The sequence below is a fragment of the Bacillus sp. JJ664 genome, from assembly GCF_036962205.1.
Lineage (GTDB): Bacteria > Bacillota > Bacilli > Bacillales > Bacillaceae_G > Gottfriedia.
Map to the genome: position 1 here is coordinate 1 of NZ_JBALMS010000118.1, position 14,333 is coordinate 14,333.

The 14,333-nt window shown below is 33.0% G+C and carries 15 protein-coding genes; all 15 read left to right on the forward strand.

Going from position 1 to position 14,333, the window contains the following annotated elements:
• Nucleotides 1-617 (forward strand): YphF family lipoprotein (locus V7056_RS16640; RefSeq protein ID WP_499703534.1); only part of this gene is annotated, 617 nt, incomplete at its 5' end.
• Between the two features lie 197 nt (nt 618-814).
• On the forward strand, nt 815-2,293 hold the full coding sequence (gene spoIVA, locus V7056_RS16645) for a stage IV sporulation protein A (protein WP_087999405.1): 1,479 nt from the start codon (nt 815-817) through the stop codon (nt 2,291-2,293).
• 316 nt (nt 2,294-2,609) lie between these two features.
• Nucleotides 2,610-2,882, forward strand: coding sequence for a non-specific DNA-binding protein Hbs (hbs, locus tag V7056_RS16650; protein WP_056466694.1), 273 nt, complete (start codon nt 2,610-2,612; stop codon nt 2,880-2,882).
• Between the two features lie 138 nt (nt 2,883-3,020).
• Entirely contained in the window at nt 3,021-3,593 is a 573-nt protein-coding gene (gene folE, locus V7056_RS16655; protein WP_499703535.1) for a GTP cyclohydrolase I FolE, read from the forward strand.
• Nucleotides 3,594-3,729: 136 nt separating this feature from the next.
• Nucleotides 3,730-4,407 (forward strand): heptaprenyl diphosphate synthase component 1, encoded by a 678-nt coding sequence (locus V7056_RS16660; RefSeq protein WP_499703536.1) that lies wholly within the window; start codon nt 3,730-3,732, stop codon nt 4,405-4,407.
• A 40-nt stretch (nt 4,408-4,447) separates the two neighbouring features.
• Entirely contained in the window at nt 4,448-5,158 is a 711-nt protein-coding gene (locus tag V7056_RS16665; protein WP_499703537.1) for a demethylmenaquinone methyltransferase, read from the forward strand.
• 42 nt (nt 5,159-5,200) lie between these two features.
• Entirely contained in the window at nt 5,201-6,163 is a 963-nt protein-coding gene (hepT, locus tag V7056_RS16670) for a heptaprenyl diphosphate synthase component II (RefSeq protein WP_499703538.1), read from the forward strand.
• Between the two features lie 258 nt (nt 6,164-6,421).
• Nucleotides 6,422-6,868: a nucleoside-diphosphate kinase gene (gene ndk, locus V7056_RS16675; RefSeq protein WP_499703539.1), complete on the forward strand. Its 447-nt coding sequence runs from the start codon at nt 6,422-6,424 to the stop codon at nt 6,866-6,868.
• A 75-nt stretch (nt 6,869-6,943) separates the two neighbouring features.
• The gene (locus tag V7056_RS16680) at nt 6,944-7,714 is read left to right on the forward strand and encodes a CheR family methyltransferase (protein WP_499703540.1); all 771 of its coding nucleotides are present in this window, start codon (nt 6,944-6,946) and stop codon (nt 7,712-7,714) included.
• Nucleotides 7,715-7,816: 102 nt separating this feature from the next.
• Nucleotides 7,817-8,986, forward strand: a complete 1,170-nt coding sequence (gene aroC, locus V7056_RS16685; protein ID WP_499703541.1) for a chorismate synthase — start codon at nt 7,817-7,819, stop codon at nt 8,984-8,986.
• The gene (gene aroB / locus V7056_RS16690) at nt 8,986-10,062 is read left to right on the forward strand and encodes a 3-dehydroquinate synthase (protein ID WP_499703542.1); all 1,077 of its coding nucleotides are present in this window, start codon (nt 8,986-8,988) and stop codon (nt 10,060-10,062) included. Before aroC ends, aroB begins: the two co-directional genes overlap by 1 nt.
• A gap of 415 nt (nt 10,063-10,477) precedes the next feature.
• Nucleotides 10,478-11,767: a 3-phosphoshikimate 1-carboxyvinyltransferase gene (aroA, locus tag V7056_RS16695; protein ID WP_499703543.1), complete on the forward strand. Its 1,290-nt coding sequence runs from the start codon at nt 10,478-10,480 to the stop codon at nt 11,765-11,767.
• A 24-nt stretch (nt 11,768-11,791) separates the two neighbouring features.
• Nucleotides 11,792-13,054, forward strand: a complete 1,263-nt coding sequence (locus V7056_RS16700) for a tetratricopeptide repeat protein (RefSeq protein WP_499703544.1) — start codon at nt 11,792-11,794, stop codon at nt 13,052-13,054.
• A 57-nt stretch (nt 13,055-13,111) separates the two neighbouring features.
• A complete protein-coding gene (locus tag V7056_RS16705; protein WP_499703545.1) occupies nt 13,112-13,654 on the forward strand; it encodes a ReoY family proteolytic degradation factor in 543 nt (180 codons plus the stop codon).
• A gap of 149 nt (nt 13,655-13,803) precedes the next feature.
• Nucleotides 13,804-14,253, forward strand: a complete 450-nt coding sequence (locus V7056_RS16710) for a DUF2487 family protein (RefSeq protein WP_499703546.1) — start codon at nt 13,804-13,806, stop codon at nt 14,251-14,253.
• The last annotated feature ends 80 nt before the right edge of the window (nt 14,254-14,333 follow it).

The window sequence follows — 14,333 nt, forward strand, 5'->3', positions numbered from 1 at the left end:
ATGAAGATCAATTGCAGTCAGTCCAAACAGCAGTTAATAAATTTAAAGAAAATAATAATGGTTTATTACCAATTAAAAATAAAGATATGAGTACACCAATATATTTAAAATACCCAGTCGATTTTACAAAATTAATTCCTAGTTATATAAGTGATGCCCCAGGCAATGCTTATGAAAATGGTGGGGTTTACCAATATGTTTTAATGGATGCGGAAACGAATCCTACAGTTAAACTAATTGACCTTCGTATTGCGGAAAAAATTAGAGATGTTTCTTTGCGAGTACAAGTATATAAAGATAAAAATACTTACCCGCCAATAAAAGAAACATTAAGTAAAGGTGTATTCCTACTAAACTACAAAAAAATGGGTTTTAAAGAAGAACCATTTGTAACGAGTCCTTATAGTCAAAAAAACTTACCAATCGTCATGGGCAATGATGGAGAATTTTACGTAGATTACTCAATCGATTTATTTGAAAAAATAAATGATGCTAAGAAAATGAAAACGGGCGAAGATATCCGTCAAATCTTAGTAAAAGACTCGCCAATTTTACCAGCTTATTCATTACCGTATACGATTAAAGATGGACAACCGATATTTTTAGAACAAAATTAAATAAATAAAATCATAATCCTTTGATAAAAGAATACATTTTATCGAAGGATTTTTTTATTTCTTCCTAAAAAAATTGATAAGAAAAATTATAAAATCTTGTCATAACTCTCTAGGACAACATCATAGAATGGTATTGTCATAGGCATACTACTTCAAGTCAATTATTCCCATGTATTGATAAATCGGGAGGGGAACACATGGAAAAGATAGATATTTTTAAAGACATTGCCGAGCGCACTGGAGGAGATATTTACTTAGGTGTAGTAGGTGCTGTTCGTACTGGTAAATCAACATTTATTAAAAGGTTTATGGAAGCAGTTGTTATTCCAAATATTCAAAATGAAGCGGATCGTGCTAGGGCACATGATGAACTTCCTCAAAGTGCTGCTGGAAAAACAATCATGACTACTGAACCTAAATTCGTACCAAACCAAGGTGTGAAAATTCATGTAGCTGATGGTTTAGATGTAAATATTCGTTTGGTAGACTGTGTAGGTTATAGCGTACCAGGTGCCAAAGGGTATGAAGATGAAAATGGCCCAAGAATGATTAGTACACCATGGTATGAAGAACCAATTCCGTTTAATGAAGCAGCAGAAATTGGTACTAGAAAAGTAATCCAAGAGCACTCTACAATTGGAGTGGTTGTAACGACTGACGGAACGATTGGTGAAATTGCAAGATATGATTATATTGAGGCTGAAGAGCGAGTTGTAGAAGAATTAAAAGAAGTTGGTAAGCCGTTCATTATGGTTATTAATTCTTCACAACCTTATCATCCAAATACGGAAAGCTTAAGACAAGAGCTTTCACAAAAATACGACATTCCTGTTATTGCACTAAGTGTAGAAGCGATGCGTGAAGGGGATGTAATGAACGTATTAAGAGAAGCACTATATGAATTTCCAGTACTAGAGGTAAATGTGAATTTACCAAGCTGGGTACTTGTATTAAAAGAAAACCATTGGTTACGTCAAAGTTACCAAGAAGCAATTCAAGAAACGGTTAAAGACATTAAACGTCTACGAGATGTTGATTATGTAGTCGGTCAATTTACTGATTATGAATTTATCCAATATGCACAGCTTGCTGGGATTGATATGGGGCAAGGTGTAGCGGAGATTGATTTATCAGCACCAGATGAATTATATGATCAAGTGTTAAAAGAAGTAGTTGGAGTAGAAATTCGTGGTAAGGATCATTTATTAGAGCTAATGCAGGACTTTGCTCATGCGAAACAAGAGTATGATCAAGTAGCAGATGCGTTAAAAATGGTTAAACAAACGGGTTATGGAATTGCAGCTCCTTCACTATTAGATATGAGCTTAGATGAGCCTGAAATCATTCGACATGGTTCGAGATTCGGCGTAAAACTAAAAGCTGTTGCACCATCTATCCATATGATTAAAGTAGATGTTGAATCAACTTTTGAGCCGATTATCGGTACTGAGAAGCAAAGTGAAGAGCTTGTTAAATATTTAATGCAAGACTTTGAAGATAATCCACTTTCAATTTGGAACTCAGATATATTTGGTCGTTCATTAAGCTCGATCGTCCGTGAAGGTATTCAAGCAAAATTATCGTTGATGCCTGAAAATGCGAGATATAAATTGAAAGAAACTTTGGAAAGAATTATTAACGAAGGTAGTGGCGGTTTAATTGCGATTATCCTTTGATCATTAATGAATCAGATGGAGAGACATCCATCTGATTTTTTTTGAATGTAAAAACCTATAAAAATCAAGTGATTTAACTTCTTTTTAACATTTTTTTTGTAAAGATCACAAAGTTCTATCTACTTTTCAGAAAAGTTACTATTTTTTTCGAGGAATTCCAACATTTTCTTCTAAAACATATTGAAATATGCGATAGAATCGTATAATATAAGGCATGACAATGAAATTATTGGTATTTGTTGTATAAAAAATTGAATTTTGGTCACTAATGAAAATAAGACTTAAATTATAACTTTTTTGGGAGGAGGTGAAAGACATGAACAAAACAGACTTAATCAATGCAGTTGCTGAAGCTGGTGAATTAACAAAAAAACAAGCTACTTTAGCAGTTGATGCTGTATTCGAATCAATTCTTGGTGCGTTACAAAACGGGGATAAAGTACAATTAATCGGCTTTGGTAACTTTGAAGTACGTGAGCGTGCAGCTCGTAAAGGACGTAATCCACAAACAGGCGAAGAAATCGAAATCGCTGCAAGTAAAGTTCCAGCTTTCAAACCTGGTAAAGCGCTTAAGGATGCTGTAAAATAATTACATAATTTAAGCGAAATAGAAGGATGCTTATATTGCATCCTTCTTTTTTTGCTTATAAAAAAAGAAATATGTTAAAATAAACAAATCTGATAGAAATGAATATTAGAATTTTTTTTATGCATGGGGGATCAGTTAATGAAAGAAGTAAACTTAGAACAAATTGAACAAGCAGTTCGCCAAATTCTTGAGGCTATTGGTGACGATCCAAATCGTGAAGGTATTTTTGAAACACCTAAGCGAGTAGCGAAAATGTATGCAGAAGTTTTTTCTGGTATGCATCAAGATGAGAAGGAACATTTACATAAAGTATTCGGTGAGGATCATGAGGAATTGGTACTAGTAAAAGACATCCCATTCCATTCTATGTGTGAACATCACTTATTACCATTTTACGGTGTAGCTCATGTTGCTTATATTCCTAGAAATGGTAGAGTAACTGGATTAAGTAAATTAGCTCGTACAGTGGAAACAATCGCTAAACGTCCACAATTACAAGAACGTATTACTTCATCAGTTGTTGACGCAATTATGGAGGTATTAGAACCTCATGGCGCAATGGTAGTTGTTGAAGCCGAGCATATGTGTATGTCAATGCGTGGCGTTAGAAAGCCTGGTTCAAAAACTGTAACGACTGCTGTACGTGGTTCATTAAAAGAAGATGCGCAAGGCAGAAACGAAATACTTTCTATGATTCATTCAAAAAACTAACAATCAATTAAAAAAAGCAGGTTTTCCTGCTTTTTTTAAAAGCATTCATTAACATGAAAAGTGAATCAGTTTATACCATACAATAGTCTTATGGTATAATAGTACAAGTTAGTAATTAATGGATTGGATGGAAATAATGAGTAACGTTGAACAGTTAAAAACCGAAGTGAAAACACAGATATTAAATGCAATTAAACATCCATATTTGAATAAACACCTCTTACCACCTACGATCGATGAAGTGAAAGTGACGATTCTAATAGAATTAATGGATCAGCTTAATTTTACAAAAGAGAAGATTATTCATTACTGCAAAGCTTTGATGATCCACCAAATTGCACTTGATACTCATGAATTGGTTTCTACATACGAAGGTACACCTCAAGATAGGGAAAAGAAACAATTGACTGTTCTAGAAGGAGATTTCTATAGCGGACTTTACTATGAGGCTTTATCAAATACTGGTGAGATTAGTTTAATAAAAGAGCTTTCATATGCAGTTAAAGAAATGAATGAACAAAAAATTAATTTAGTGCATCATAAATTTACTTCATTAGAAGAATTACTAAGATGTATTACAATAATTGAATCAACGATACTTGTTCATTTTGCAAATTATATTGGTTCAAACCAATCAATCAAAAAAATTGAGAGTAAATGTTTATTAACTAGGTTAGAGCAGGAGAGTCAACATGTAAAAGTTGGTGAGGATTCTGACTTTATTAAGCATTTAGAATCTCTACACGGTGTTCAAACAGAAAAAAATCAATTACTTGAAGTAATATCAAAAATAATCTTACAATTACAAAATTAATAACAGTCAAGAAGTTGTAATAAGTTTAGTGGGGGTTTACATGACTCAATCAAAAGAAGAACGCGTCCATGATGTGTTTGAAAAAATATATAACAAATATGATAAAATGAATGGGATTATTAGCTTTCAACGCCATATTGCCTGGAGAAAGCAGACGATGCGAGTTATGAATGTTCAAAAAGGCATGAAAGCGCTTGACGTGTGCTGTGGAACTGGTGAATGGACAATCGCACTTGCAGAAGCTGTAGGTAATGAAGGAAAAGTTTTTGGATTAGATTTTAGTAAAAATATGCTGTCAATTGGTGAAGAAAAGGTACAGAAGCAGCAATTAAGTCAAGTTTCATTGATTCATGGTAATGCAATGGAATTACCTTTTGAGGACAATTTATTTGATGTCGTGACAATTGGATTCGGTTTACGTAATGTCCCTGATTATTACCAAGTTTTAAAAGAAATGACAAGAGTTGTGAAACCTGGTGGAATTGTTGTCTGTCTTGAAACTTCACAGCCTACAACTTTTGGAATTAAGCACGTTTACAAAGCGTATTTTAAATTTATCATGCCGATATTTGGGAAACTCTTTGCGAAAAGTTTTAAAGAATACTCTTGGTTACAAGAAAGTGCAAGTACGTTCCCAGGAATGAAGGAGCTTGCAAAACTATTCGAAAAAGCTGGCTTAGAAAAAATTGAAATAAAACCATTTACATTTGGTGTTGCAGCAATGCATTTAGGTAAAAAACCGAAGAAATAACATTGTAAGTTATAAATTGGAATGAATAGTAAGGTGAACGGAATGAAGGTTAAATGGAAGTATTCTTATTTAAAAAAAGATATAAACGAGATTGAATATACTCTTCATCAAACAGTCAATTCAACTCAGCCTATATTGAAAGATGCTTCTTTACAGCTACTTCAATCGGGTGGGAAACGAATTAGGCCATTATTTGTATTACTTAGTGCTAAATTTGGACAATATAACCTTCAATCTATTAAACATGTAGCGGCAACTTTAGAAATCATTCATATGGCATCATTAGTCCATGATGATGTAATAGATGAAGCTAGTCTAAGAAGAGGTAAACCTACAATCAACTCTACATATGATAATCGAGTTGCAATGTACGCTGGAGATTTTCTATTTGCAAAAGCGCTAGAGTGCATGTCTGAAATTGAGATACCAGAAGCACATCAAAAGTTGTCAAATACAATTCTAGAAATTTGCTTAGGTGAAATTGAGCAAATCAAAGATAAATATAATTTTGAACAAAACTTAAAGTGCTATTTGAGAAGAATTAAACGAAAAACGGCATTGTTAATATCTGCAAGCTGTGAAATTGGAGCAATTGCTTCAGGTGCATCTGCATCAATTCAAAAGTCCCTAAGAGATTACGGCTATTATTTAGGAATGTCATATCAAATAATGGATGATATTTTAGATTTCACAGCATCAGAAAAAGAATTGGGTAAACCTGCAGGTAGTGATCTAATTCAAGGAAATATTACATTACCGGTACTTTTTGCTATGCAAGATCAATCGCTAAAGGAAAAAATTACTTCAATTTATGAAGGAATCAATCCAGAAACGGTCAAACCACTGATCAATCAAATACGTAAAAGTAGTTATATAAAAGATGCTAGAAGAATCAGTGAAGAATATTTAAATAAATCATTAAAATGCATTGAATCATTGCCAGATCATGAAGCAAAGGAAATGTTAATACTAATTGCTAAAAATATTGGTAATAGAAAGAATTAGAGGCAGCCATGAAATGCTACTGCATTTTGTAACTGCCTCTTTTGGCTTTTTATAGTGTTTAACATAAGTTTTATAGTATGATAATACTGAATAGTAGGAGTTACTTAAAAAAAGTTTTTAATCCTACTCCCTACTTAACTGTAAGCGATTCCAATTTTTCTAAAATATTAAGATTTTTAACTATTGATAATTTTGGAAATAGATGATACTATTCTACTGTATTGTTTATACATAATTGAACTAGAGGGGTCGAGCATGATGGAAAGAACTTATTTAATGGTAAAACCTGATGGAGTACAACGTAATTTAATCGGAGAAATCGTATCTCGTTTCGAGAAAAAAGGTTTCCAATTAGTAGGCGCAAAATTAATGCAAGTATCAAAAGAACAAGCAGAAACTCACTATGTTGAGCATAAAGAGCGTCCATTCTTTGGAGAATTAGTAGATTTCATCACATCAAGCCCTGTATTTGCAATGGTTTGGGAAGGTGAAAATGTAATCGCTACCGCGCGTCTTATGATGGGTGCAACAAATCCTAAAGATTCAGCACCAGGAACTATTCGTGGTGAATATGCTGCAACAGTAGGCAAAAACATTATTCACGGTTCTGATTCACCTGCTAGCGCAGAGCGTGAAATTGGAATTTTCTTTAAAGAAGATGAGTTAATAGAATATTCAAAGTTAATTAAAGAGTGGGTATACTAATCCTAATATTTATATGATAAGATAAAGCCAGCAGATATTTGCTGGCTTTTTTTAAATAAATAGTAGGGGAATATTATGGACGATTATATCGATTTTATTAACTTAGTAAAAAAGAAATCTGGGATTGACTTATACTTGTATAAAGAATCGCAAATGAAAAGAAGATTAAAATCTTTATATGAGAAAAAGGGATTTAAATCATTTGTCGATTTCTTTAAAGGCATGGAGAAAGAGAAAGAACTATATTATGAATTCTTAGATCGTATGACGATAAATGTTTCTGAATTCTTCCGAAATCCCAATCGTTGGGACGTTTTCGAAAAAAACATTCTACCACCTTTATTGAAAAATAATAGCAAATTAAAAATATGGAGTGCTGCATGCTCAACTGGTGAAGAACCATATACACTTGCAATGATTTTATTAAAATATTTAAAACCAAGTCAATTTCAAATCATTGCAACTGACCTCGATGAGAATGTTTTATCAAAGGCTAAAATTGGTGTATATAATGAAAAAGCTATTAAAGATGTACCCAAAGATCTATTAGCGAAGTATTTCAAACAAGAGGGAACAATCTATCAAGTAAGTGACGAGATAAAAAAACAAATTCAATTCAAAAAACATAATTTACTTTTAGATGCTTATGAAAAAAATGTTGATGTCATCGTATGTAGAAATGTTTTAATATACTTTACTGAAGAAGCTAAAGTTGATATCTATACAAATTTCTCAAATTCATTGAATCAAAATGGAATATTATTTGTAGGGAGTACAGAACAAATTTTTCATGCAGAAAAGTATACTTTTACATCAAATGAAACATTTTTTTACAAAAAATCGTAAAAAGAACCATTTTATGGTTCTTTTTTTATATTAATTTAAGATTAGGTTGTGATATAGTAGTAACTAATAATTTTAAATCTTACATAAATAGAAGGTGATGGAATGCGTTATTTAACAGCAGGTGAATCGCATGGCCCCCAATTAACTACGATAATTGAAGGCGTTCCAGCGGGTTTACCAATATTATCAGAAGAAATTAATGTTGAACTTCGTAGACGTCAAGGTGGCTATGGTAGAGGTCGAAGAATGCAGATTGAAAAAGATACTGCACAAATTACAAGCGGTGTTCGACATGGCTATACATTAGGTTCGCCAATTGCATTGGTTGTCGAAAATAAGGACTTCACTCACTGGACTAATATTATGGGTGCAGAGCCTCTAGAAAATTTAGAGTATGAAGGTAAAAGAAGTATTACTAAACCTAGACCAGGTCATGCAGATTTAAATGGTGCGATAAAATATGGATTTAGGGATGTTCGTAATGTATTAGAACGATCATCTGCTCGTGAAACAACAGTGCGTGTAGCAGCTGGTGCCGTTGCTAAGAAACTATTATCAGAATTAGGCATTACAATTGCTAGCCATGTAATTGAAATTGGTGGAGTAAAAGCAAAAGAAATGGAATATAAAAATGTACCAGATTTACATAATCGAGCTGAGAATTCTGAAGTAAGATGTATCGATCAAGATGCGACTGAACAGATGAAACAGTTAATAGATGAAGCGAAACAAAATGGAGATTCATTAGGTGGTATCGTAGAAGTTGTAGTAGAAGGTATGCCACCAGGAGTCGGAAGCTACGTTCATTATGATCGTAAACTAGATTCTAAAATAGCAGGAGCAATTGTTAGTATTAATGCATTTAAAGGTGTGGAATTTGGAATCGGATTTAAAGCTGGATCAGTCCCAGGAAGTGAAGTGCATGACGAAATAGCTTTTTCTGAGGAGAAAGGATATTACCGTCATTCAAATAATGCAGGTGGCTTCGAAGGTGGTATGACTACTGGAATGCCGATTGTCGTTCGTGCTGTCATGAAGCCGATCCCAACATTATACAAGCCATTAAAAACAGTAGATATTGAAACGAAAGAAATTTATGAAGCAAGTATCGAACGTTCTGATAGCTGTGCTGTACCTGCAGCTTCAGTCGTGGCTGAGCACATTGTTGCTTGGGAAGTTGCGAAAGCTATTGTAGAACAATTTGAGTCTGATCAATTAGACCGTTTAAAAGGAAATATTGAAGAGTACCGTGAGTATGCGAGGAAGTTTTAATGGAAGTCATCGCTGTCAATACAAGCTCTAAACAATACAATGTTTGTATTGGATTTGGTATATTAAATGGTTTACAGTCTATGATTGAAGGGTTTTCACCGAAGGTTTCGAAGATATTGATCATAACTGATGAACAAGTTGCACCTTATTATTTAGAAGAAGTTAAAAAAAAGTTAGCAAACTTCGATGAATATATTATTCCTAGTGGTGAACAAAGTAAAAGTTTCATTTACTATGAAAAGTGTTTAGCAAAATGTTTTGAAACAAAATTGGATCGTAATAGTTTAATTATTGCATTAGGCGGAGGCGTCGTTGGAGACCTAGCAGGATTTGTTGCAGCAACATATATGCGTGGCATCCGATTCGTTCAAATGCCTACAACCTTACTAGCTCATGATAGCGCGATTGGTGGTAAGGTTGCGATTAATCTACCAGCTGCTAAAAATATTGTTGGAGCGTTTTATCAACCAGAGCTTGTACTATATGAACTTAACTTTTTACAGTCTTTACCGGTCAAGGAATGGCGTTCTGGGTTTGCTGAAATCATTAAAGAAGCATTGATTTCATCACATGAGAATATTTCTTGGTTAATGAATCAGATCCATCATCTTGAAAACCTTGATCAGCATGTCATTGAACAATGCGTTTTAATGGGTATTCAGGTAAAAAATCAAATTGTTTCAAAGGATGAAAGAGAAAGTGGCATTCGTGCTTATTTAAATTTAGGACATACACTGGGGCATGCAATAGAAGCATATTTAGGATATTCAAAAACGACTCATGGCGAAGCAATTGCATTTGGAACACTTTTTGCGGTTTATATGAGTGAACAGTTATTTGAAGTAGACTTATCGTTACATAAACTGGTGCAATGGTTTAAACAACTTAATTATCCTTTTTACTTGTATTTAGAAACAGAATCAATCATTCAATTAATGAAACAAGATAAGAAAAACATTGATTTAAAAATAAATTATGTGCTTTTAAAAGATTTTGGAAAACCTGTTTTATGTGAATTAGATGAACATGTCATTAAAGAACAATTGAATCGTTTTCTAACACTGTTAACTAAATAATTTAAATAGGAAATGATGTTTTGATATGACAATCAATCAAAATATCATTTTCTTTTTCTAAGGTCTTTTCTTAATGCTTGCTCTTGTTCATTGTTACTAATTAAGAATGCGTTAGTTGTTTACATTCCAGGATGCTCGCTTTTCGTAGGGAGAAGGCTAATTCTCGGCTAAACTCCAGGGTCTCAGTCTTTCCGTACCCACAAGAGTCTCGTATCCGTTGTAATCAACTTATTCTCCAAAGATATAAATTTAAAGACCAATAAAGATCATAATCGAAATTAAGTAAATATATTTCCGCTTATTTATTGAATAATTTAGGGTAATTAGTCGAACAGATTTTTCTTGAAAAAAAAGGTTTGAAACCATAAAAATGGAATGTAAATAACATATAGAAAGGTTTTAAAAGGTGTCTAAAATGAACAATTCACATTCAAATCATAAAGTCAGTTTAGTTGGTGAAGTTACAATTCCTGGAGATAAGTCAATCTCTCATAGAGCAATCATGTTTGGTTCATTAGCAACTGGGGTGACTAAGGTTACGAACTTTTTATTAGGGGAAGATTGTTTAAGTACAATTGATTGCTTCCGAAAACTAGGCGTACATATTGACGTTCAAAAGGATGAAGTACTTGTCTATGGAAATGGCATTAAAGGACTGAAAGAATCAGAAGCTGTGTTAGATGTTGGAAACTCAGGTACAACAGCAAGACTTTTAATGGGGATCATTAGTGGATTGCCGTTTCATTCAGTAATCATTGGTGACGAGTCGATCGGAAAGAGACCGATGAAACGAGTGACAAAACCTTTAAAAATGATGGGCTCACAAATTGATGGACGTGCAGATGCTACCTATACACCGATTGCAATTAGAGGTGGCCAGTTAAAAGGAATTTCATATGAATCACCCGTTTCAAGTGCACAAGTAAAATCTTCCATTTTATTAGCAGGTTTATTTGCAGAAGGTACAACGATCGTCTCTGAACCTGAAAAATCTCGTGATCATACTGAAAGAATGTTAAAGGCATTTGGGTGTGAATTAGAAGTTAGTGGAAATACTGTTTCTATTACAGGTGGTCAACAATTAAAAGCTACGAATGTGACTGTACCAGGCGATATATCTTCAGCTGCATTCTTCCTAGTAGCAGGTTCAATTATTCCTAATAGTGAAATCCTATTAAAAAATGTAGGGGTTAATCCAACGCGTATTGGAATTTTAACAGTTCTAGATAGAATGGGTGCGGATATAACATTAGAAAATGAAAAAGTCGTAAATGGTGAACCAATTGCCGATTTACGAGTGAAATCAGCAAAATTAAAAGGTACTATAATCGGTGGAGAAGAGATACCTACTTGTATTGATGAATTACCAATCTTGGCTTTAGCTGCCTCACAAGCTGAAGGAGAAACAATCATTAAAGATGCTGAAGAGTTAAGAGTCAAAGAAACAGATCGTATTCAAACAGTTGTTACAGAACTAACAAAACTTGGAGTAAGCATTGAAGCGACAAAAGATGGTATGATTATACAAGGAAGTACTAAAGCTTTATATGGAGCAAATGTAGCCTCTCACGGCGATCATAGAATGGGAATGATGTTATCAGTGGCATCCCTACTTGCAGATGGTGAAACTTTTATTGAAAACACAGAGTGTATAGCAGTATCTTTCCCAAATTTTAAAGAGCAATTACAAGAATTATTAAAGTAGAAGTTCGGATTAAGAGGTGTTTTAATGAGTAATATTTATGAAGCTGTTCAGCTTATTGAAAATGGTCAAACGGAAAAAGGTTTAGAGGTTTTAAAAAATAGTGTAAAAAATGCAAATGATGAAGAAAAATACGAAGCTGCAATTCTTTTTCAATCATTAGGATTACTTGATGAAGCAAAAAACATTATTGAAGATCTAGTGTATTTATATGATGACGATGAAGAATTAAAAATTATTTATGCAGAACTTCTATTGGACCTTGATTTAGAAGATGAAGCGCTTGAAATATTACTGACTATAAAAGAAAATAATGAAACAAAAGTTCAAGCTTTACTTTTAATGGCAGACCTATATCAAGTTCAAGGGCTTGATGAAGTTGCCGAACAAAAATTATTTGAAGCAAAAAGAATTTTACCAAATGAACCAGTTGTAGATTTTGCATTAGGAGAATATTACTTTAGTAAGTATGATTATAAAAAGGCAATTCCATTCTACGAGAAGCTAATGAATCAAGATATTGAGGTAAATGGCGTAAGTAAAGAGTTACGGTTAGCTGAAAGCTTAAGTGCAGAAGGTGAATGGGAAGAAGCAATTCCTTTTTATGAAAAAGGGATTGAACAATCAAAAGACTTTCATACATTATTAGGATATGGTATTACATTGTTCCAAGCAGAGCGCTATGCAGCATGTATCCCTATTTTTGAGGAAGCAATTTTCTTTGACCCAGAGTACTTAGTGGCTCATTTATGGTTAAGTAAAGCTTTTGACGTAGAAGGACAATATCAAGAAGGCTACGATATTTTACAAAAAGCTTTATTGGTGGATGAAACAAATGTAGAGTGCCTAATGTCAGCAGCTAAGTTAGCTCGTAAATTAAAAGATTTAGATTCAAGTAAAAAACACTTACAAGAAGCGCTAATTTATGATCCATCATTAATTGAAGGAGTTCAATTATTAGTTGGGATTTTATTTGAAGAAGAAGATTTCGATGAAATTATTGGTACTGTTGAATTGGCAATTGAACATGGTGCTTCTGATCCTCATTTTAATTGGGACTTAGGAAAAGCGTATTATGGAATTGAAAAATATGATTTGGCATTAAATCAATATCGCTTAGCATATAATGACTTTAACCAAGAAATTTCCTTCCTAAAGGAATTCGGAGATTTGTTATTTGAAGAAGGCTTAATTCAGGAAGCGAAAGAGGTATATTTAAGAATTCAAGATGATGAATACCTGCAGGAAGAAGTAAGTGAACGTCTTGACAGAATAAATGAGATTATGTAATATTCTTTATTCGCCAAAAAGGGGACAAATATGATGGACAGAGGAGGGATTTATAAAATGGCAACCCCTGTATCTGTGAACGAGAAGAAGGATTTTGTGAAATGGTTTTTAAGTAATTTTCAACTAAAGCAAAGAGAATGTGTTTGGATATTAAATTATTTAATGAGCCATGATTACTTAATGAAAAAAGTTCATTTTGTAGAACAGTCTAAGTATTGTCCAAGAGGATTAGTGATGTCGACAAACTGTGTGAAAGAAGTGCCATTCCATTTTTATAAACAAAATGTAATGACGACAGATGCAGAGAAGTCATTTCATGATATTCGCCTGAATAGGGATGAAGATATTTATATCCAATTGAATTTTAAATCTTCTTTTCAATATCCAATGTTTGTTTCAGTTTTAGAAGAGAATCCTCATTTACCAAAAAACTTAAGTAGCAATGAAAAAGATCGGGTAATCGCTGAAAAGCTCCTTTCTGATTCATTATTAAATTTCCAAAGAGATCGTTTAATGAGACTAATTGATGAAGCCTTAGATCAACAAGATGCAAAAAGGTTTCAGGAATTAACAAATCAATTAAAAACTTTAATAACTTAAAGAATTGATCAATGAAAGAGTCCTCATTTTTTGAGGACTTTTTTTCTTTCTTAAAATAGTATTATATGGTTAAATGGAAATTAGATATTTGTTAACAAAAATTTCACAATTATGTTTAAGGTATTTTCAAATAGGAAGAAGGAAGCAAAATGAAATGGACGAAGAGTGATTTAGAACAGGTTTTAGCACATCAACAATACATAGATACAATAATTGTGCCACTATGTCCTGTATCATTACATAAGGATCAGATCAGTCTTGCTGAGCAACGAGAGGATCTAATTATTCTTACATCAGAAATTGAACGTACATATAAAGGTAGGGTTGTAATCGCTCCAGAATTTACTTATTTATTAGGGGAAAACAACAAATTAAACCGTTTAAATGAGTGGCATCAAGAGTTTATTCAAAGCGGAATGAAGCATGTTTTTTATGTGACTTGTGATTATGATTGGAAACAATTAAATGCTGAATTTGACGAAACATTAATTTGGTTACCTGCATTAAACATTAATAATTTAGATGAGACAACGCAAAGAGTAATTGTTGATAAACAATTAACGCATTTAAATGCATTATTTTCTAAAATATGGGGATAAAAATAAAAACAACATTATTAATATGATTATTATTAGGATATTATTGACCTTCTAAATTTGTTATTATATTATGAAAGTGT